Below are 20,889 nucleotides of genomic sequence, written 5' to 3' on the forward strand. Positions count from 1 at the left end.
CATGCGGCATGCGGCGTGCGATACCCGGGCGGCCGTGGCGATCAAGCCGGTGCCGACGTGCCGGTCGCGTGCGGCCTGATCGACGATTGCGCGACGCGATAGCCGTCGATGCTCGACCGGCGTCGATTCGCAATGGACGTCGCCGACGCACCCCGATGCCTTGCGCGGACTTCCATCCGCCGACGCTGCATGTGTTGCGGATAGAGAAGGGGCTGGCGCCGCACCGTTTCGGTGCCCGGCGTCGCCGGTGCGCCGCGCCTTGGCCGGCTGCGTCGCATCCGTGCCGGTGTCTCGCTCAGCGCGGCGACGCGCTCGGCTGTGCGGCGAAGTACCGGGCCAGCATCGCGGCGATCGGCTTCTTGAAGTCGAGCAGCCGCTTTTCGAGATAGCGCCAGGACAGGTGCGCGAGCAGCACGGCGAGCGCGAATTGCAGCATTTCCGGCAGCGCGTCGCGGACGATGTCCGGCATCGGCACGTGCGCGAACGACGCGGGCAGCACGCCGAAGCGCGCCGGAATCAGGTTGTGGAACAGGTAGAAGCCGTAGCTGATCGTGCCGAGATAAGCGAGCGGCGCCCAGTCGAGCAGCGCGACGACGGGATGCTCGGGCTCGTTGACGATCCACAGCATCAGCGCGCCGAGCGACACGGACAGGCCGAGATCCGCGAGCCCCGCGACCGCATCGGGCAACGCCGTGCAGGCGGGCAGCACGAGGAAGAAGGCGACGCCGGCCGCGCCGAGCCAGCCGGGCGGCACGCGGCGCGCGGCGGCCGCGCCGCGATCGGCGAGCGCCATCGCGCCGACGCCGCCGAGCGCGATCAACGCGAAATTCCACGGGGAAAACGCGTAGATCAGCACCGGCGACGCGTCCGACAGGTAGAGCGCGAGATGCGCGACCGCGCACAGCACGACGGCCGCGACGCCGAGCGCGACGTGTCGCGCGGCGGGCACCGCGAGCAGCGCGAGCGGCGCGATCAGATAGAACTGCTGTTCAACGGCGAGGCTCCAGAAGTGCGACGTGGAGCCCGGCCAGCCGTCCTTGACGACGCCGATCCAGTAATTCGACAGGAACACCGCGTGCCATGCGAGCCCGAGGTTGACGCCGCGCTGGTAGAACAGCGCGTGCGCGATCGCGAGCGCCGCGAGCAGCAGGTAATACACGGGAAAGATCCGCAGCGCGCGCTTCGCGAGGAACAGCGCCAGCGCGTGGCGGCGCGTCAGGGTGCCGCGCTCGACCGCCTGGCGGTTGCGATGCAACTCGCCGACGATCAGGAATCCGCTGATGAGGAAAAACGTCCACACGCCAAGCTTGCCGACGTCGACGGCAAGGACATGGCCCTTGTGGGACAGGAAAACGAGGATGACGGCGAGGGCTCGCAGGCCGTCGAGTCCTTTGACGTATCTGACTTCGCGCATGGAGGCATCCGGGCATTGAGCGAGCCCAGTATAGGTGCGCAAATATCGAACGTAATTCGCGTTCGGACGTATACGTGAAGGCATTTTTTCACGCTCGAGCGTCGATGAAGTCGGTCGCGCGCAACAAAACCTGCGGGAAACCCCGTGAAAACGCATAAAAGTACTGCACGAAGCGTCAAGGCGCTTGTAGAATCCGGCGTTGAAGCGCGCGCGTTGCACGCTTCGTGTATCCAACGACCACACCTGGTAGGAGAAACATGGCGACTTCCGCAAAAAAGGTGGCCAAGAAGGCTGCCGCACCGGCCACCAAGAAAGTGGCTGCCAAAAAGGCTGCGCCCGCGAAGAAAGTAGTAGCCAAGAAGGCTGTCGCGAAGGCAGCACCGGCTGCTCCGACGCCGCTGAAGGACAAGTTCACGAAGGCATCGCTCGCAACGCACATCGCTGAGCGCGCAGCTGTCGAAGTGAAGGCGGTCAAGGCAGTGCTCGTCGCACTCGAGAACGTCGTGCTGGGCTCGGTTCACAAGAAGGGCGCAGGCGAGTTCACGCTGCCGGGTCTGCTGAAGATCACGGCACAAGTCGTGCCGGCGAAGAAGAAGCGCTTCGGCAAGGATCCGTTCACGGGCGAAGAGCGTTGGTTCCCGGCGAAGCCGGCCAGCGTGCGCGTGAAGGCACGTGCGCTGAAGAAGCTGAAGGACGCGGCAGCGTAATGCCGTGCAACGATTGCCGAATGCATGTCGGCAGCCGTTGCGATGTCCCGAGATCCCCGTACGCGAAAGCGTGCGGGGATTTTTATTGCGCCGCGCAAAGCGCGCGGCAGCGAAGACGCCGATGGGTTCGCGATGTCCGGCGGTTCGACAGGCGGCGCTCGATGCCCGCGAGCGACGTATCGCGCACGGGTAACGCCGAATGACAATCGTCGTTCGTGCCGGCCGTTTTCCGTCGCCGCGAGTCGCACGTGCCGCGCCTGTTGTGCCTGTTGCGTGCAGATCGTGACACCTGTCCATCGTGACTGAAGTCATCCCGGAAGAGATCACGGTCCAGGTCGCCGCCGCACGCGCCGCGATCGAGCCGCATCTCGGTGCGACGCTGCAAGCGATCCATCTGTTCGGATCGGCGCTCGACGGCGGCCTCAAACCGCGCAGCGACCTCGACTTGCTGGTGACGGTGACGACACGGCCCGACGAAACGGTGCGGCACGCGTTGATGTGCGACCTGCTCGGTGCGTCGGCGCCGCCCGGTTGCAGCGGCGGCATGCGTGCACTGGAGGTCACCGTCATCGCGCACGGCGACGTGGTGCCGTGGCGTCATCCGGCGCGACGCGAGCTGCAGTTCGGCGAATGGCTGCGCAGCGATCTGGAAGCCGGCATCGTCGAGCCGCCACGGGTCGATCATGATCTGGCCATCCTGCTGACGAAGGCGCGACAGCACAGTGTCGCGCTGGTCGGGCCGCCCGCGGACGTGCTGTTCGAGCCGGTGCCCGCGCGCGACTTCGCCGCCGCGCTGCTCGCGACCGTTGCGCAGTGGGAGGCCGAACCGGACTGGCGCGGCGACGAGTGCAACATCGTGCTCGCGCTCGCACGCATCTGGTACAGCGCCGCGACCGGCAGGATCGCGCCGAAGGACGTCGCCGCGACGTGGGTGCTGGAGCGCTTGCCGGACGCACACCGGCCGGTTGTAGCGGCTGCGCGTGCTGCCTATCTCGATGGCGAAGCGGGCGCGGCGATCCTGTCGGGCGAACCGCTGGCCGAATTCATCGGCTACGCGCGGCGCACGGTCGAGTCGATGCTGTCGGCGTAGCAACGGGCGCCGACGAAGCACGCTACCGGCTTACCGGCCGGCCAGGGATAGCGAACGCTTGCGAGCCGGCTGCATGCGCAAACCTTCGAGCCGGGTGCGTGCAGGCGATCCGGCGCGGCGTCACGCAAGCGCAGCCCGACGCTTATCGTCAGCCCGCCGTGCCCGCAAAGGCGGCCTTCAGCGCGGCGTCGTCGAACTTGGTCATCTGCATCATCGCGGCGGCCACGCGTGTCGCCTTGACCGCGTCGCGGTCGGCCATCATCGGGATGAGCGCTTCCGGCACGATCTGCCACGACACGCCATAACGATCCCTCAGCCAGCCGCAACCGTCGGCCGTGCCGCCGTTGTCGAGCAGGGCGCTCCAGTAGCGATCGAGTTCCGCCTGGTCCGCGCAGCTGACGAGCAGCGAGATCGCATGGTTGAACGCCTCCGTGCGCGGGTGGCTCATCGCAAGGAAGGGCTGCCCGAACAGCTCGAATTCGACCATCCGCGTGCTGTCGGTGCCGGGCACCGCCGTGACGCGCACGATGCGCGAATCCGGAAAGATGCCGGCATAGAAGGCCGCTGCTTCTTCGGCTTCCGTCGAATACCAGAGAAAAGGCGTGATCTTCTGAATCGTCATGACGAGTCTCCTGTCTGTATGGGTCCGGGGCAAACCATGTGCCGCCATCGATACGACGGACGACGCCTGCCGGAATCGACACGCGGCGCAAACAAATTCCGCATCGATTGAGCCGGGCGGCACCGGCTGTGCGGATGGTAGTCGTCCTACGGAGAAACGGCGACCTCTCCGGGCATCGGAAACGGTGTTGCGGGGGCATTGCAGCCGCCAGGCGCCGCTGCCGGCTCGCCAGCCTATGTCGGGTCCCGGCTTTGGCGCGGAGGCCCTGGAGGCGATGTCGGCCCGGCCTGCCGGAGACGGACGAAAAAAAGCCAGCCGCGGCCGAAACCGGGGCTGGCTTTCCAGGTCGGCGGCAGGGCATCGGAGACGCCATGCACGCCGGATACTTCGTTTTTAGAACTTGTGACGCAGGCCGAGCGCGACGATTTCCTGCGAGCTCTTGCCGGCGATGCCGTACGAACCGACCGACGCTTGCGCATCGCTGCCGTCGGCGTTCTTGCCGCTTGCGTGCTGGTATGCGCCAACCAGGTAGATATCCGTACGCTTCGACAGCGAGTAGTCCGCGCCGAGCGAAACCTGGTGGTACTTGGCGTCCGTCTGGCCGCTACCCTTCGTGTAGATGTAGCCGACGCCCAGCAGCAGCGGTGCCGATGCCTGGTACGTGACGAATGCGCGGCCCGTGTTGTACTTCTGGTTCGTGCCGAAGCCGGAGTTCGCATCAGCCTTGTACTGCGCGTTGCTGTAGCCGAGGCCGAACGTCACCGGGCCGAATGCATACTGGCCAGCGACTTGCGCGATGCCGATCGACGATGCCGACGAGTACGCGTTGTTGATGAAGTTGCCCGAGCCGTCGAAGATCGCGTCCGACGTGCCGGCCCAGCCGGTGCGCTGGCCGGTCGTGCTCAGCGGAGCCGAGTTGTTCGCGTGGAAGTAGCCGGCAGCCAGGCCGAGCGGGCCGTTGTTGTACGCTGCAGCTGCCGCCCACGTCTGACCCTTGCCGGTTGCGCCGGCGACGCCGCCGAGTGCGTACATCGCTTCGACCTGCAGGCCTGCCCAGACCGGCGACGTGTACTTGATCGCGTTGCTGACGCGCAGGCTGTTGTCGTTGTTGTCGACGTCACCCGGCGTGGCGAACACGCTGCCGAAGTAGTTGTCAGCCGTGACTGCCTGAACCAGGTCGACGAGCGGGTCGTACTGGCGACCCAGCGTCAGCGTACCGTACTGGTCGCTTTGCAGGCCGACGAAAGCCTGGCGACCGAACATGCGGCCACCTTGGCCCAGCGCGCCCGATGCCGAGTTGAAGCCGTTTTCCAACTGGAAGATCGCCTTCAGGCCGCCACCGAGGTCTTCCGAACCCTTCAGGCCGAAGCGGCTGCCTTGCAGGTTGCCGCTACCCATCGACCACGAATTGTTACCTTGACCATCGTTACCGTGAACATAGGTGATCGACGTGTCGATCACGCCGTACAGCGTCACGCTCGACTGAGCTTGAGCAGCGCCGGCCGCACCCAGCAGGGCGAGCGAGAGGGTCGAGAGAGCAAGTTTCTTCATCGTTGAGTTTCTCCACGCAAGTGATTCATCGTTATTTGTTGCGGATTGGAGAATAGCTCAGTGCCATACACGCAAGAAAGCTTAAAAAATAAAGTGTCTCGAAAAGGTAACAGCGGGAAAAAGTCTATATATATCAAGCACATCAGAAACTGTTCCTGTTTTTGAAATAGTTGACAATTGCTGCGCCGCGATTGTTTCAATAGTTGATACGTATGTCGGTGGATCTCCTGTTTCGGCCCGTTGCAGCAGGGAATCGAGGGTGTGCAAACGTTTGCGGTTGCAGGTGCTTGCGCGCCGACGTGTCAAGCAAGCGCCGACGCCGCGCGAAGGCGCGGCGGACAGCGGGGTTGCAAAGGTGCGGGCGGATGTGCCGGGCGCGCGCGAGATCGATGCGCGGCCGTTTTCAGCGGGCGGGTCAATCAGTCGTCGCGCGGGCGATTCTCGGCTTGACCGGCTTGATCGGCTTGATCGGCTTGATGAGCGGCTTGAGCGGACGCGGCCGGCGCCGGCTTCTCGGCTGCCCGATGCGCGTTGCCGCGGGCCGCCGCGAATTCCGCGCCGAGCAGCAGCACGATCGCGGAGAAGTACAGCCACATCAGCAGGACCGCGAACGATCCGGCCGCGCCGAACGCGCTTGCGGTGCCCGCATGCGCGAGATACAGCGCGAACAGCTTCTTGCCGCCGGAGAACAGGATCGCGGACACGATGCCGCCGATCGCGGCGTCGCGCCACGCGACGCGCGCATCGGGCAGGAACTTCATCAACGCCGCGAACGCGGCCGCGAGCACCGCGATGCCGACGAAGAACTGGATGAGGTTCGTGACGACCACGTACGGCGAATCGCCGAGCAGCCACGTGCCGATGAACGTGATCGCGGTGTCGAGCACGAGCGACACGATCAGCAGGAACGCGACGCCCAGTACGAGCCCGAACGAGATCAGCCGCACGCGCACCAGCCCGAGCATGCTCGACCAGCGGCTTTCGGTGGCCGGCCAGATCACGCTGAGCGCCGCGCTGAGCGACGCGAACGTGGCCGACGCGCCGATCGCGAGCGCGGCGAACGAGATCAGCGTGGCGATGCCGCCGCGTTCGCCCGCGCGGTGCGCGTTCTGCACGATCGTCTGGATGGAGGCCGCCGCATCGTCGCCGATCAGCTGGTGCGCCTGTTCGAATACCTGGCCGCGCGCGGCGTCGTCGCCGTAGAACCAGCCGGCCACCGCGATCACCATCACGAGGGTCGGCGCGAGCGAGAACGCGGAGAAAAACGCGATGCCCGCGGCCATCGCGGAGCAGCGGTCGGACGAGAAGCGCTTGAATGCGGTGAGGGCCCAGTTGGCCTGCTGCTGGGCGAGACGGGTGGCTTCGGAAGTGATCTGTCGTTTCATGACGGTTCGGTTGCGCGCGGAACGCGGATCATCGCAGAGTTGATCACACAAATCGGTATTGATCCGAGGATTCGATCATAGTTGCCTGAACTGTCTATAATTCCTTTCAGTTGCACCCACCCCACAATAACGCCGAGACCGCCATGCTACAAATGTCCCGGCGCCAGTTCCTGAAGGTGACGGCCACGTCGCTTGCCGGATCGAGTCTTGCCCTGATGGGCTTTTCTCCGTCCGAAGCGCTGGCCGAGGTCCGACAGTACAAACTGGCGCGCACCGTCGAAACGCGCAACACCTGTCCTTACTGTTCAGTAGGTTGCGGCATCCTGATGTACAGCCTCGGCGACGGCGCGAAGAATGCGCAGCCGAGCATCATCCACATCGAGGGCGATCCCGACCACCCCGTCAATCGCGGCACGCTGTGCCCGAAGGGCGCGAGCCTGATCGACTTCATCCACAGCCCGAACCGCCTGACGCATCCCGAGTATCGTGCGCCCGGCTCGGACAAGTGGGAACCCATCTCGTGGAACGACGCGCTCGACCGCATCGCGAAGCTGATGAAGGCCGACCGCGACGCGAACTTCGTCGAGACGGCCGAAGACGGCGCGAAGGTCAACCGCTGGCTCACGACCGGCATGTTGGCCGCGTCGGCGGGCAGCAACGAGGTCGGCTACCTGACGCACAAGACCATCCGCAGTCTCGGGATGCTCGCATTCGACAATCAGGCGCGTGTCTGACATGGCCCGACGGTGGCAGGTCTTGCCCCGACGTTTGGCCGTGGAGCGATGACGAACCATTGGGTCGACATCAAGAACGCGGACGTGATTCTCGTGATGGGCGGCAATGCAGCCGAGGCCCATCCGTGCGGTTTCAAGTGGGTGACGGAGGCGAAGGCGCACCGCAAGGCGCGGCTGATCGTCGTCGACCCGCGCTTCACGCGTACGGCCTCGGTGGCCGATTACTACGCGCCGATCCGCACCGGCACCGATATCGTCTTCCTGGGCGGCATCATCAATTATCTGCTGACGAACGACAAGATCCAGCATGAGTACGTGAAGAACTACACGGACTTCTCGTTCATCGTGCGCGAGGATTTCGCGTTCAACGACGGCATCTATTCCGGCTACGACGCCGAGAAGCACGCGTACCCGGACAAATCGAGCTGGGACTACGAGCGCGGCGACGACGGGTTCGTGAAGGTCGATCCGACGCTGCAGCATCCGCGCTGCGTGTACAACCTGCTGAAGCAGCACTACGCGCGCTATACGGCAGATATGGTCCAGCAGGTCTGCGGCACGCCGAAGGACAAATTCCTGAAGGTGTGCGAGATGCTCGCGACCACGGCCGTGCCCGGCCGCGCCGGCACGATCCTGTACGCGCTCGGCTGGACGCACCACTCGGTCGGCGCGCAGATGATCCGCACCGGCGCGATGGTGCAGCTGCTGCTCGGCAACATCGGCATCGCCGGCGGCGGGATGAACGCGCTGCGCGGTCACTCGAACATCCAGGGGCTGACCGACCTCGGGCTGATGTCGAACCTGCTGCCGGGCTACATGACGCTGCCGATGCAGGCCGAGCAGGACTTCGACGCGTACATCAAGAAGCGCGTGCAGCTGCCGCTGCGGCCGAACCAGCTGAGCTACTGGAAGAACTACAAGGCGTTCCACGTCAGCTTCATGAAGTCGTGGTGGGGCGATGCGGCCACCGCCGAGAACAACTGGGCCTACGACTACCTGCCGAAGCTGGACAAGCAGTACGACCTGCTGCAGGCGATCGAGCTGATGAATGCCGGCAAGATGAACGGCTACATCTGCCAGGGCTTCAATCCGCTCGCGGCGGCGCCGTCGAAGGTGAAGACGGCGGCCGGCCTCGCGAAGCTGAAGTGGCTCGTGATCATGGATCCGCTCGCGACCGAGACGTCCGAGTTCTGGAAGCATCACGGCGACTACAACGATGTCGATGCATCGAAGATCCAGACCGAGGTGTTCCGTCTGCCGACCACCTGCTTCGCGGAGGAAAACGGCTCGCTCGTGAGTTCGAGCCGCGTGCTGCAGTGGCACTGGAAGGGCGCCGAGCCGCCGGGCGAAGCGAAGAGCGACCTCGAGATCATGTCGGGGCTGTTCCTGCGCATGCGCAAGCTGTACCAGAAGGACGGCGGCAAGTACCCGGACCCGATCGTGAACCTGACCTGGCCGTACGCGAACCCGGAAAGCCCGACGCCCGAAGAACTGGCGATGGAGTTCAACGGGAAAGCGCTCGCCGATCTGCCCGATCCGAAGGATCCGGCGAAGACGCTCGCGAAGAAGGGCGAGCAGCTCGCCGGGTTCGCGCAACTGAAGGACGACGGCACGACCGCGAGCGGCTGCTGGATCTTCTGCGGCGCGTGGACGCAGGCCGGCAACCAGATGGGACGGCGCGACAACTCCGACCCGACCGGCATCGGCCAGACGCTGAACTGGGCATGGGCATGGCCGGCCAACCGGCGGATTCTGTACAACCGCGCGTCGTGCGACGTGAGCGGCAAGCCGTTCGATCCGACCCGCAAGCTGGTCGGGTGGAACGGTAGCACGTGGAAGGGCTCCGACGTGCCGGACTTCAAGGCGGATGAACCGCCCGAGAACGGGATGGGGCCGTTCATCATGAATCCGGAAGGCGTCGCGCGCTTCTTCGCCCGCGCGGGGATGAACGAAGGTCCGTTCCCCGAGCACTACGAGCCGTTCGAGACGCCGCTCGGCGCGAACCCGCTGCACCCGAACAACCCGCAGGCGCTGAACAACCCGGCCGCCCGCGTGTTCCCGGACGACCGCGCGTCGTTCGGCAAGGTGGCGGAATTCCCGCACGTGGCGACGACGTACCGGCTGACCGAGCACTTCCACTACTGGACCAAGCATGCGCGGCTGAACGCGATCATCCAGCCCGAGCAATTCGTCGAGATCGGCGAAGACCTCGCGAAGGAAGTCGGCGTCGCGCATGGCGAGCGCGTGAAGGTGTCGTCCAAGCGCGGCTACATCGTCGCGGTCGCCCTCGTCACGAAGCGGATCAAGCCGCTGACGGTCGACGGCAAGAAGGTCCAGACGGTCGGCATCCCGTTGCACTGGGGCTTCAAAGGTCTGACGAAGCCCGGCTATCTCGCCAATACCCTGACTCCGTCCGTGGGCGACGGCAACTCCTATACACCGGAATTCAAGTCGTTCCTGGTGAAGGTCGAAAAGGCGTAAGGGGAAAGAGATGGCATTGCAATCGCTGGATATCAAGCGCGTCTCGGCCACCACGACGCCACCGCCCACGGTGCGCGAACCGGTGACCGGGAGCGTCGCGAAGCTGATCGACGTATCGAAGTGCATCGGCTGCAAGGCATGCCAGACGGCATGCATGGAGTGGAACGACCTGCGCGACGAAGTCGGCACCAACGTCGGCGTGTACGACAACCCGGCCGATCTGTCGGAGCATTCGTGGACGGTCATGCGGTTCTCCGAATACGAGAACCCGGCGGGCGACCTCGAGTGGCTGATCCGCAAGGACGGCTGCATGCACTGCGAGGATCCGGGCTGCCTGAAGGCGTGTCCGTCGCCCGGCGCGATCGTGCAGTACAACAACGGGATCGTCGATTTCCACGAGGAGAACTGCATCGGTTGCGGCTACTGCGTGACCGGTTGCCCGTTCAACGTGCCGCGGATTTCGAAGAAGGATCATCGCGCGTACAAGTGCACGCTCTGTTCCGACCGCGTCGCGGTCGGCCAGGAACCGGCCTGCGTGAAGACCTGCCCGACCGGCGCGATCGTGTTCGGCACCAAGGAGGACATGAAGCAGCACGCGGCCGAGCGGATCGAGGACCTGAAGGAGCGCGGCTTCGAGCATGCGGGGCTGTACGACCCGCAGGGCGTCGGCGGCACGCACGTGATGTACGTGCTGCATCACGCTGACAAGCCGTCGCTGTACCACGGGCTGCCCGACAACCCGTCGATCAGCCCGATGGTGAAGCTGTGGAAGGGCATCGCGAAACCGCTCGCGGTCGCGGGCCTCGCGCTGACCGCGCTGGCCGGGTTCTTCCACTACACGCGGGTCGGTCCGAACGAGGTGAGCGACGAAGAGGAATCGGCCGCGCGCGACGAAGCGCGACGCATCAAGGAGGACGCGCAATGAACCACGACGACCCCAACCTGATCGTCCGCTACACGCCGAACGAGCGCACGAACCACTGGATCACCGCGATCACGTTCGTGCTGCTCGCGCTGTCCGGGCTCGCGCTGTTTCATCCGTCGATGTTCTGGCTCACCGCGCTGTTCGGCGGTGGCCAGTGGACGCGGATCCTGCATCCGTTCGTCGGCCTCGTGATGTTCGTGTCGTTCGCGATCCTCGTGGTGCGCTTCTGGCACCACAATGCGCTCGATGCGGACGACCGGCAGTGGCTGAAGCAGATCGGCGACGTGCTGACCAACCAGGAAGACAAGCTGCCGCCGGTCGGGCGCTATAACGCCGGGCAGAAGCTGCTATTCTTCACGCTGGTGGCGTGCCTGCTGCTGCTCCTGCTGTCGGGAATCGTGATCTGGCGGCGCTACTTCTCGTTCTACTTCCCGATCGGGGTGATCCGCGCGGCCGCTGTCGTGCATGCCGTGGCGGCCTTCGTGCTGATCGCGAGCATCATCGTGCACATTTACGCGGCGTTGTGGGTGAAGGGTTCGATCGGCGCGATGGTGCGCGGCACCGTCACGCTGGGCTGGGCTCGCAAGCATCACCCGAAGTGGTTCCGTGAAAGCGTGAAGTAACGCAGCGGAGCGGGGCGGTACGCCGATTGCGGCGGGCTGCCCCGTCAGCCGTCGGAACCGCCCGAAGCGCCGACTTGTCGGCGCTTGTTTTTTTGGAAGATATTTTCGTGACACAACGCATTCTGGAGCCGACCGAGATCTCGGCACTCGATCATTCGGCCATTCCGCGCTTTCGGCTGCCGGAGCGCGCGACCGCGTTCGCGGCGCGCGCCGCGCGGCTGCGCAAGCTTGCCGACCTGAACCCGATCAGCGGCTACCTGCGGCTGATGGCCACCGTCGCCGACGCGCAGCACGCGACGCTGCAGACGCTGGAGCTGCCGCTGCCGTCGAAGGAAGCGATCGCACGCGCGCAGGAACATTCGATGCCGCTCGTGCCGGCGCTCGACGGCGAGCGCGATGCGCGCTGGCGCGCCGTGCTGTATGAACTGCTCGATCGCGTCGAAAGCGCCGGGCTCGTCAATCCGCAGCTCGCGAAGCTGCTCGACCGGCTGCGTCTGATGGCACCCGCCGAGCTCGACGCGCAGGCCGATGCGATCCTCGCGCTGCGCTTCGCCGAGGTCGACCCGGCCACCGCGCCGTTCCTGATGGCCGCGCTGCAGGTCGCGTGGACGGACCTCGCGAGCCGCGTGACGCCGGCCGATGTCCCGTATCTCGACCAGCCGGGGCTGTGCCCGGTGTGCGGCACGCATCCGGTCGCGAGCGTCGTGCGGGTCGGCGGCCAGTACCAGGGCTACCGTTTCCTGCAGTGCGGGCTGTGCACGACCGAGTGGCACATGGTGCGCACCAAGTGCTCGCACTGCGATTCGACGAAGGGCATCGCGTATCACGGGATCGAAGGCGGCAGCGAAGCCGTCAAGGCCGAATCGTGCGACGAATGCAAGACCTATCGCAAGATCGGCTATCAGGAGAAGGACTACGAGTTCGAGCCGCTGGCGGACGATCTCGCGAGCCTCACGCTCGATCTGCTGATGAACGAGGCCGGCTACCAGCGTAGCTCGCCGAACCCGCTGCTGTGGCCGGACGTGTCGCGGGAAGCGGACTGACGGCACGGGGCCGGGGTGATGCGCGAGCGCGGCCCCGGCCGACTGCGAAGCATGAGACTGGAGCTACAACGACGTGACCGAACCGGGTGTGAATGAATTGAATGCGGTGCTGGCGCGCGTGCCGTCGGTCGAGCGCGTGCTGTCGTCGGCGCCGTTGCAGCCGCTCGTCGCGGACTATGGCCGCACGCGCGTGCTCAATGCCGTGCGCGCCGAACTGGAACGCTGGCGCACGGCCGCGCAGCACGATCCCGCGGCGGCCGAGCCGCTCGACGAGCCGCGCATCGCCGCTGCCGTCGCGCACACGTTGGCCGCGCAGAGCGCGGGCGCGGTGCGGGCCGTGTTCAACCTGACCGGCACCGTGCTGCACACGAACCTCGGGCGCGCGCTGCTGCCCGACGATGCGGTGCGCGCCGTGGTCGACGCGCTCACGCGGCCCGTCAACCTCGAATTCGATCTTGCTACCGGCCGCCGCGGCGATCGCGACGATCTGATCGATGCTCTGCTGTGCGAACTGACGGGCGCGGAAGCCGCGACCGTCGTCAACAACAATGCGGCGGCCGTGCTGCTGACGCTGTCGGCGCTCGCGACGAAGCGGGAAGTGGTCGTGTCGCGCGGCGAGCTGGTCGAGATCGGCGGGGCATTCCGCATTCCCGACATCATGAGCCGTGCCGGCGCGAAGCTGCGCGAGGTCGGCACGACCAACCGCACGCATCTGCGCGACTACGCGGACGCGATCGGCCCGCGCACGGCGCTGCTGATGAAGGTGCACTGCAGCAACTATGCGATCAGCGGTTTCACGAAGGAGGCGACGCTCGCCGAACTCGCGCCGCTCGCGCGCGAGCGCGGCGTGCCGGTCGCCGTCGATCTCGGCAGCGGCACGCTGGCCGATCTGTCGCAATGGGGCCTGCCGCACGAGACGACCGTGCAGGAAACCGTCGCCGCCGGCGCAAACGTTGTCACGTTCAGCGGCGACAAGCTGCTCGGCGGCCCGCAGGCTGGCCTGATCGTCGGCGACCGCGCGCTCATCGCGAAGATCAAGAAGCATCCGCTCAAGCGTGCGCTGCGCGTCGGCAAGCTGACGCTCGCGGCGCTCGAACCCGTGCTGCGCCTGTACCAGTCGCCCGAATTCCTGCGCGAACGCCTCACGACGCTGCGCTTGCTGACGCGCCCGCAGCGCGAGATCGCCGAAGCGGCCGAACGTGTGCGTCCTGCGGTGCAGGCTGCGTTCGGCAGCGGTTTCGACGTGACGGTCGAGCCGATGTTCAGCCAGATCGGCAGCGGCGCGCTGCCGGTCGACCAGTTGCCGAGCGCCGGGCTCGTCGTGCGCGCGTCGGACGGCAAGCGCAGCGGCCGCGCGCTCGCGCAGCTCGAGAAACGGCTGCGCGAATGGCCGCGCCCGGTGATCGGCCGCATCGCAGACAACGCGCTGCGGCTCGACCTGCGCTGCCTCGAAGCGGCCGACGAAGCGGCGTTCGTCGCGCAATGCGTGCCGCTCGCGGGGCCGGCCGCATGATCATCGGGACCGCGGGGCACATCGACCACGGCAAGACCACGCTCGTGCGCGCGCTGACGGGCGTCGACACCGATCGCCTGAAGGAAGAGAAGGCGCGCGGCATCTCGATCGAGCTCGGCTACGCGTATACGCCGCTCGACAACGGCGACGTGCTCGGCCTGATCGACGTGCCGGGCCACGAGAAACTGATTCATACGATGGCGGCCGGTGCGTGCGGCATCGACTTCGCGCTACTCGTGATCGCCGCCGACGACGGCGTGATGCCGCAGACGCGCGAGCACCTCGCGATCCTGCAACTGCTCGGCGTCACGCATGGCGCCGTCGCGCTGACGAAATGCGATCGCGTCGATGCCGCGCGCGTTGCCGAGGTGCGCGACGAGATCGCCGCGTGGCTGCACGACTCGACGCTGGCCGGCGTGCCGATCTTCGAAACGCGTGCGACGGTGGCCGACGATCCGCGCGTCGCCGCGTTGAAGCAGCACCTGGCCGACGCGGCAATCGCGTGGCGTGCGCGTCGCGATGATGGCCTGTTCCGGCTCGCGGTCGATCGCGTGTTTACGCTCGCCGGGCAGGGCACCGTCGTGACGGGTACCGCGTTCGCGGGCCGCGTCGCGACCGGCGACACGCTCGCGATCGTGCGCACGGGCGGCACGGCCCGCGTGCGCAGCATCCATGCGCAGAACCGGCCGGTCGAGGCCGGCCGCGCGGGCGAGCGTTGCGCGCTGAACCTGGCCGGCGTCGACAAGGCCGACGTCGAGCGCGGCGACACCGTCGCCGATGCGCGGCTCGTCGCGACGTCGCCGCGTCTGGACGTCGAGCTGACGCTGCTCGCGGACGCGGGGCTGACGCTGACCCACTGGGCGCCGCTGCATGTGCATCTCGGCACGCTGCATCGCGTGGCCCATGTCGCGCTGCTCGACGGCGACACGCTCGCGGCCGGCCAGCGGATGCGCGTGCAACTGGTGTTCGACGAGCCGGTGTTCGCGCTGCCGGGCGACCGCTTCATCGTCCGTAATCCGCAGGCGACGCGTACCGTCGGCGGCGGCCGGGTGCTCGATCCGTTCGGGCCGGCCCGCAAGCGCCGCACGCCTGCGCGCCGCGCGTGGCTCGATGCGCTCGCGGCGTGGCTCGACGAAGGGCGCATCGATGCGCTGCTCGCGCAGGCGCCGCTCGGCATTGCGCGCGCGACGCTCACGCATCTGACGGGATACGCACCCAATGCGCTGGCGTTGCCTGGCGATGCGCTGGCGATCGGGCAACGCGATGCCGCGTCGAACGAAGGCGCGGTGATTTCGCATGCGCACTGGCGTGCGTTGCAGACGCGGGCGGTCGATACGCTGCGCGTGTATCACGAACGCATGCCCGACGAGCAGGGGCTCGACGCCGCACGCCTGCGGCGGATGGCTGCGCCGCTCGTCGGCGATGCGCTGTGGCGCGCGCTCGTCGAGGCGCTGGTGGTGGGCGGCGAAGTCGCGCGCAGCGGGCCGTGGCTGCATCTGCCGTCGCATTCGGTGAGCCTCGAGCCGCGCGAGGAAGCGCTGGCGCAGCAACTGCTGCCGTTGATTCACGCGGGGCGCTTCGATCCGCCGTGGGTGCGCGACCTGGCCCGCGACACGGGCGCGGCCGAGGACGCGGTGCGCACGCTGCTGCGCAAGCTCGCGCGGCGCGGCGACGTGCACCAGGTCGTGCGCGACCTGTTCTATCACGCGGACGTCGCGCGCGAACTGGCGGCACTGGTCGCGCATCTCGCGCCGTCGCGCGGCGGCGGGCTCGATGCGGCGACGTTCCGCGACGCGACGGGGCTCGGTCGCAAGCGCGCGATCCAGATTCTCGAGTTCTTCGATCGGGTTGGGTATACTCGCTTCCACCGCGATCTTCACTACCTGCGGCCTGACAGCGGTTGGGTGGGTATTCAGGCGTAGGCGCTCGTTGTTCTTCGGTTTCTTTCCCCACGGAAGGCATTCGTATCCGGTGGTACGGCTGGACTTCAAATCCAGTTGGGGGTGTCAGACACTCCCGGGTAGGTTCGACTCCTGCTGCCTTCCGCCACACAAGGGTTTCCGGGCATTCCGCTAACGGATCGCGGACATGTTTGAATCACGGCCATCAAGACAGGCTTTGCCCTTCCTTGCGCAAAGATCCTGTCAGGTGACGCAATTCGTCCAGCAGTTTGACGGCGGGCGCGGGTAGCGTGCGTCGCCGGCGCCGGAACGCCGTCAAAGTGCGTTGCGCATCCAGGCCTTCAATATCCAGGGCGTCGATGACACCGGCTTTGCTTTCAGTGTCGTACATCGGTTCGGCCATCCACGAGACAAAGCCGCATCGCGCTACGAGGCTTTTGAGCACGGTCGCTGCGGCCCGCTCCCGCGCTGGCGCTCATTTCGGCTCTCTACAGATCGGCAACTCGATTTCGAATGTTTTCGACGCGGTATCGGCCGCTACATCGCCGCTCCATACAGATGATGTGCGTCGGTCAGTGCATCCGCGACGAGTTCCAGGCCGTCCCGGCATTGCTCCCGATCCTGCGGCCCGCCGAGGCAGATGCGGATCGCCGCCGGCGGGTCGCCGTCCGTCGAAAATGCCGCGCTCGCCACGGCGGCGACGCTCCGACTCCGCAGATGCTGCGCCAGATCCGGTGCGGTCCACAGGCACTCGCGCGGAATCGGCAACCAGAGATGGAAACCGTCGGGGTGCGCATCGAAAGGCCATGCGCCGAGAACCCGGCCTGCAATCGCCTGCCGTGCATGCGCCTCCGATCGAATCGCGGTCAGCATCTCGCTCGCCGTGCCGTCGTTGATCCATTGAGTGGCCAGCAGCATCGTGAACGGGCTCGGCATCACGGTCGTGGCGCGCAATGCGCCGGCGACACGCTGTGCTTCGCGCACCGTCGGCGCCAGCAGGTAGGCGATGCGCAACCCGGCGCCGAAGTTCTTCGACATGCCGGTCACGTAGTAGGTCAGTTCGGGCGCCAGCAACGCCAGCGGTGGCGGCGCGCTCTGCGGCAGCATCGCATAGGCGTCGTCCTCGATGATGGGCACGTTGTAGCGCAGCGCGATATCGGCCAGTGCTTCGCGGCGTCTGAACGGTATCGTGAGCGTGCTCGGGTTCTGCAGCGTGGGGTTGCAGTACAGCGCGGCAGGCCGTCCGCTTTTGCAGAGCGATTCGAATGCGTGCGGCAACGGACCGTCGTCGTCCCGTGGCAGCGGCTGCAACTGCACGCCCAGTTGCGATGCGATTGCCTTGATGCCGGGGTAAGCGAGCGAATCGAGGCAGATCGCGTCGCCGCGGCGCGCAAGCGTGGAGACGAGCGCGACGAGGGCGCTGTGGATGCCCGGGCAGACGAGCACGGTATCGCCACTGCATCCGGGTAGGCGATTGGCCAGCCACGCGCGGCCGGCGGCGCGATCCGCCGGTGTGCCGCCGAAATCCTGGTATCGCATGAGCTGGTAAGGATCGGCGCCATCGAACAAGGCCGCTGCCGATTGTTGCAGCCGCCTGGCCATCTCGGGCGGCTCGGGCGGCATGTTCATCGACATCTCGATGCTGCTCCCGCCCGACAGCGGAATCGTTCGCGTCGGGCCGCGCACGAACGTGCCGCTTCCTGCGCGCGTATCGAGCAAGCCGCGTCGGCGGGCTTCCGCATAAGCGCGGGCCACCGTCGTGTAGTTGAGGTTCAGCGCACCGGCGAGATCGCGCAGCCCGGGCAGGCGCTCGCGTGGTTTCAGACGGCCCGCGGCGAGATCTTCCTCGATGAGGTCGGGGATCAGCAGGTACGCCGGTTTCCTGCTTTCCAATAGTCGCTTCGACCAATGATGGATGGCGTAATCCATACCTGTTTCCATTTGACGGTTCATCAAAACGTTAGCATCACGCATTAATAGAAAAATATAGATATCGCCGTTTTGCAGCCGGATGATCGCATTGATCGCATCGTGTATCGGATTGATGCATCGATGCACGGTCGATGCGCACGAAGCGCTTCGCGCTGCATCAGTCCGGTGCGCGGCGGCGTGTTTGGCGGTCGTTTCCCGTCCGAGCCCGATCCGGTCACGCAAGGATCGGACCGACGGAATCGGCATTGATCGATTGAATGATTGGAGAGTGATTGCATCGGGTCGAGGCCTGGTTGGCATATGCGTTGCGTTGATGAGTTCGCCCGGATTCGAGAGCGTTCGGGAACATCACTCAACTCATTTTCAAACGGAGCGTGCCATGCCCGCAGTCAATCAGCCTCTGCACAAGAAAGGAGATTTCCTCGTCGATTACGAGGAAAAAGTGTTCGAAGACGTCAAGGCGGAACCGGGCGAGAAGGCGCTCGTGACGTTCCACACGGTTGCGTTCGAGGGATCGATCGGCTTCGTGAACCTGCTGCAGGCGACGCGCCTGCAACGCAAGGGGTTCGACACGTCGGTGCTGCTCTACGGCCCCGGCGTGACGCTTGGCCTGCAGCGCGGGTTTCCGACGCTCGGCGACGAGGCGTTTCCCGGTCACCTGAACTTCAACAAGCAACTCGTCAAGTTCATGGAAGAGGGCGGGAAGGTCTACGCGTGCCGTTTTGCGCTGCAGGCGCTGTACGGGCACGGCGAGGCGTCGCTGATCGAGGGCATCCGACCGATCAATCCGCTCGACGTGCTGGATATCCAGCTGCTTCACCGCAAGGAGAACGCGCTGGTCATCCATACCTGGACCGTTTGATCGAATGACGGGTGCCATCATGTCCGACAAACGCTTCGTCCGGGCGGCAGCCGTCCAGATCGCTCCCGATCTGGAGCGCGCCGGCGGGACGCTCGACAAAGTCTGCGCGGCGATCGACGAGGCCGCCGGCAAGGGTGTCCAGCTGATCGTCTTTCCCGAAACATTCGTGCCGTACTACCCGTACTTCTCGTTCGTGCGGGCGCCGGTCGCATCCGGCGCCGATCACATGCGGCTCTACGAGCAGGCCGTCGTGGTGCCCGGCCCGGTGACGCATGCGGTCGCCGAGCGCGCACGTCTGCACGGGATGGTGGTCGTGCTTGGCGTGAACGAGCGCGACCACGGCAGCCTGTACAACACGCAGCTGATCTTCGACGTCGATGGACGCCTCGCTGTGAAGCGCCGCAAGATCACGCCGACGTTTCACGAGCGGATGATCTGGGGACAGGGCGACGCGGCCGGGCTCAAGGTCGCGCAGACCGGTGTCGGACGGGTCGGTGCGCTCGCCTGCTGGGAGCACTACAACCCGCTCGCCCGTTATGCGCTGATGACGCAGCACGAGGAAATTCATTGCAGCCAGTTCCCCGGCTCGCTGGTGGGCCCGATCTTCGCGGAACAGATCGAAGTCACGATCCGCCACCACGCGCTGGAATCGGGCTGCTTTGTCGTCAATGCGACCGGCTGGCTGACGGATGCCCAGATCGAGTCGATCACGGACGATCCGAATCTGCAGAAAGCCCTGCGCGGCGGATGCAATACCGCGATCGTGTCCCCGGAGGGCCAGCATCTGGCCGAGCCGTTGCGCTCGGGCGAAGGGATGGTGATCGCCGATCTGGACATGTCGCTGATCACCAAGCGCAAGCGAATGATGGATTCGGTCGGCCACTATGCCCGTCCGGAACTGCTGAGCCTTGCCATCAACGATCGGCCGGCGACGACGGTGACCCCGATGGGGATCAGCGGGTCGGCCGCCCGCGACTTCGAGGGAAACTGCCATGAGCGCGAACGCGAAACCGTCGGTGCAGAGCCGGCAATTGATGACTGAACTGCAGTCGGTCGGGCTGCGCCTCGCGGACCCGCGGGTTGGCGCCGCGAGCCGGCGCGGCGGCGCGGGGCCGTCCGATCACAAGGCCGTGACGGTCGACGGCGTGACCATCATGGTCCCGGTGCACACGAGCACCGCGTGGGAGTCGCCGTTCGTCGCGGCGGAGCCCGACGCGGCGGGCGTCAGCCTGCTATCGCGCGGCGCCATCCCGATCGCGAGCATCAGCTTTCCGTCGAACCCGCGCTTCTACGCATTGCAGACACTGGAGGGCGTACCGTATTCGCACATCGCGACGCTGCATGGTGCCGACGTGCTGGCGACCACGGTGTTGCAGACCTGCATTCGCTACGAGAGCCGGCGCAAGACCTGCCAGTTCTGTTCGATCGGCCAGTCGCTGGCAGCCGGCCGGACGATCGCCCGCAAGACGCCTGAACAACTCGCGGAGGTGGCGCGTGCGGCGGTCCTGCTCGACGGTGTCAAGCACATGGTCCTGACGACCGGCACGCCGCCGACGCCGGATCGCGGCGCCCGCGTGCTGTGCGAAAGCGCGTTCGCGATCAAGGCGGCCGTCGATCTCCCGATCCAGGCGCAATGCGAGCCGCCCGACGACGACGGCTGGTTCGACCGGATGAAGGCAAGCGGGATCGATACGCTGGGCATGCATCTGGAGGCCGTGACGCCGGCCGTGCGCGAACGGATCATGCCGGGCAAGGCGAGCGTGCCGTTGTCCCGGTATATGGCGGCATTTCGCGCGGCCGTCGCGGTGTTCGGCCGCGGACAGGTCAGCACGTACATCCTCGCCGGGCTGGGGGACAGCGAGGCTGCGATTCTGGACATGTCGCGCGAGCTGATCGGCCTGGGCGTGTATCCGTTCGTCGTGCCGTTCGTTCCGATCAGCGGCACGCCGCTGGAGAGCCATCCTGCACCGTCGCCGGACTTCATGCGGGCGGTGCTCGCGCCGCTCGGCGCCATGCTGCGCGACGCCGGCATGCGTTCCGCCGACATCAAGGCCGGGTGCGGAAAGTGCGGCGCCTGCTCGTCGCTGTCGACCTACGAGGCGTGAC

Annotated in this window: 16 protein-coding genes, 1 tRNA gene and 1 pseudogene; 12 read left to right on the plus strand and 6 right to left on the minus strand. The window is 66.2% G+C overall.

Translation table 11 applies throughout. The annotated features are described in order from the left end of the window. Window positions 1-295: 295 nt before the first annotated feature. Window positions 296-1,414, minus strand: coding sequence for an acyltransferase (locus HWW87_RS03445; protein ID WP_175819234.1), 1,119 nt, complete (start codon window positions 1,412-1,414; stop codon window positions 296-298). A gap of 257 nt (window positions 1,415-1,671) precedes the next feature. Here HWW87_RS03445 and HWW87_RS03450 point away from each other — a divergent pair, with 257 nt between their 5' ends. Continuing rightward, window positions 1,672-2,121 (plus strand): HU family DNA-binding protein, encoded by a 450-nt coding sequence (locus HWW87_RS03450; protein WP_011548077.1) that lies wholly within the window; start codon window positions 1,672-1,674, stop codon window positions 2,119-2,121. 298 nt (window positions 2,122-2,419) lie between these two features. Further along, window positions 2,420-3,211, plus strand: coding sequence for an AadA family aminoglycoside 3''-O-nucleotidyltransferase (locus tag HWW87_RS03455; protein WP_175819235.1), 792 nt, complete (start codon window positions 2,420-2,422; stop codon window positions 3,209-3,211). A gap of 148 nt (window positions 3,212-3,359) precedes the next feature. On the opposite strand, the gene HWW87_RS03460 is transcribed toward HWW87_RS03455, so the two are convergent. From HWW87_RS03460 to HWW87_RS03470, 3 genes are all read right to left on the minus strand, one after another. After that, a complete protein-coding gene (locus tag HWW87_RS03460) occupies window positions 3,360-3,833 on the minus strand; it encodes a VOC family protein (RefSeq protein ID WP_175819236.1) in 474 nt (157 codons plus the stop codon). Between the two features lie 393 nt (window positions 3,834-4,226). Next, window positions 4,227-5,384, minus strand: a complete 1,158-nt coding sequence (locus HWW87_RS03465; RefSeq protein ID WP_175819237.1) for a porin — start codon at window positions 5,382-5,384, stop codon at window positions 4,227-4,229. A gap of 419 nt (window positions 5,385-5,803) precedes the next feature. Continuing rightward, window positions 5,804-6,769: a YihY/virulence factor BrkB family protein gene (locus tag HWW87_RS03470; RefSeq protein WP_175819238.1), complete on the minus strand. Its 966-nt coding sequence runs from the start codon at window positions 6,767-6,769 to the stop codon at window positions 5,804-5,806. A gap of 143 nt (window positions 6,770-6,912) precedes the next feature. Here HWW87_RS03470 and fdnG point away from each other — a divergent pair, with 143 nt between their 5' ends. From fdnG to HWW87_RS03505, 7 genes are all read left to right on the plus strand, one after another. Beyond that, window positions 6,913-9,984 (plus strand): formate dehydrogenase-N subunit alpha, encoded by a 3,072-nt coding sequence (gene fdnG, locus HWW87_RS03475; protein ID WP_175819239.1) that lies wholly within the window; start codon window positions 6,913-6,915, stop codon window positions 9,982-9,984. Window positions 9,985-9,994: 10 nt separating this feature from the next. Continuing rightward, on the plus strand, window positions 9,995-10,909 hold the full coding sequence (gene fdxH / locus HWW87_RS03480; protein ID WP_175819240.1) for a formate dehydrogenase subunit beta: 915 nt from the start codon (window positions 9,995-9,997) through the stop codon (window positions 10,907-10,909). Beyond that, a complete protein-coding gene (locus HWW87_RS03485; protein ID WP_027805740.1) occupies window positions 10,906-11,532 on the plus strand; it encodes a formate dehydrogenase subunit gamma in 627 nt (208 codons plus the stop codon). The genes fdxH and HWW87_RS03485 overlap by 4 nt, the downstream gene beginning before the upstream one ends. Before the next feature lie 107 nt (window positions 11,533-11,639). After that, window positions 11,640-12,575: a formate dehydrogenase accessory protein FdhE gene (gene fdhE, locus HWW87_RS03490; RefSeq protein ID WP_175819241.1), complete on the plus strand. Its 936-nt coding sequence runs from the start codon at window positions 11,640-11,642 to the stop codon at window positions 12,573-12,575. A 73-nt stretch (window positions 12,576-12,648) separates the two neighbouring features. After that, a complete protein-coding gene (gene selA, locus HWW87_RS03495) occupies window positions 12,649-14,088 on the plus strand; it encodes an L-seryl-tRNA(Sec) selenium transferase (protein WP_175819242.1) in 1,440 nt (479 codons plus the stop codon). Continuing rightward, the gene (gene selB / locus HWW87_RS03500; RefSeq protein WP_175819243.1) at window positions 14,085-16,010 is read left to right on the plus strand and encodes a selenocysteine-specific translation elongation factor; all 1,926 of its coding nucleotides are present in this window, start codon (window positions 14,085-14,087) and stop codon (window positions 16,008-16,010) included. The genes selA and selB overlap by 4 nt, the downstream gene beginning before the upstream one ends. Before the next feature lie 31 nt (window positions 16,011-16,041). Beyond that, window positions 16,042-16,137: transfer RNA gene (locus tag HWW87_RS03505), tRNA-Sec, on the plus strand. 57 nt (window positions 16,138-16,194) lie between these two features. Here HWW87_RS03505 and HWW87_RS03510 read toward each other — a convergent pair. Both HWW87_RS03510 and HWW87_RS03515 read right to left on the minus strand, forming a co-directional pair. Beyond that, window positions 16,195-16,443, minus strand: a pseudogene (locus tag HWW87_RS03510) (LysR family transcriptional regulator); the annotation flags it as partial. Window positions 16,444-16,526: 83 nt separating this feature from the next. Then, entirely contained in the window at window positions 16,527-17,918 is a 1,392-nt protein-coding gene (locus HWW87_RS03515; protein ID WP_175820665.1) for a PLP-dependent aminotransferase family protein, read from the minus strand. 382 nt (window positions 17,919-18,300) lie between these two features. Between HWW87_RS03515 and HWW87_RS03520 the strand changes: the two genes are divergently transcribed. From HWW87_RS03520 to HWW87_RS03530, 3 genes are read left to right on the plus strand one after another with little or no spacing between them, the layout of a single operon-like run. Continuing rightward, complete coding sequence (locus tag HWW87_RS03520) at window positions 18,301-18,783, plus strand: MSMEG_0572/Sll0783 family nitrogen starvation response protein (protein ID WP_059708432.1); 483 nt, start codon at window positions 18,301-18,303, stop codon at window positions 18,781-18,783. A 19-nt stretch (window positions 18,784-18,802) separates the two neighbouring features. Continuing rightward, a complete protein-coding gene (locus tag HWW87_RS03525; protein ID WP_175819244.1) occupies window positions 18,803-19,825 on the plus strand; it encodes a Nit6803 family nitrilase in 1,023 nt (340 codons plus the stop codon). Further along, window positions 19,818-20,888, plus strand: a complete 1,071-nt coding sequence (locus tag HWW87_RS03530; protein WP_175820667.1) for an MSMEG_0568 family radical SAM protein — start codon at window positions 19,818-19,820, stop codon at window positions 20,886-20,888. Before HWW87_RS03525 ends, HWW87_RS03530 begins: the two co-directional genes overlap by 8 nt. Window position 20,889: the final 1 nt, after the last annotated feature.

Origin of the sequence: Burkholderia sp. BCC0419 (assembly GCF_902830285.1) — a bacterium.
Lineage (GTDB): Bacteria > Pseudomonadota > Gammaproteobacteria > Burkholderiales > Burkholderiaceae > Burkholderia.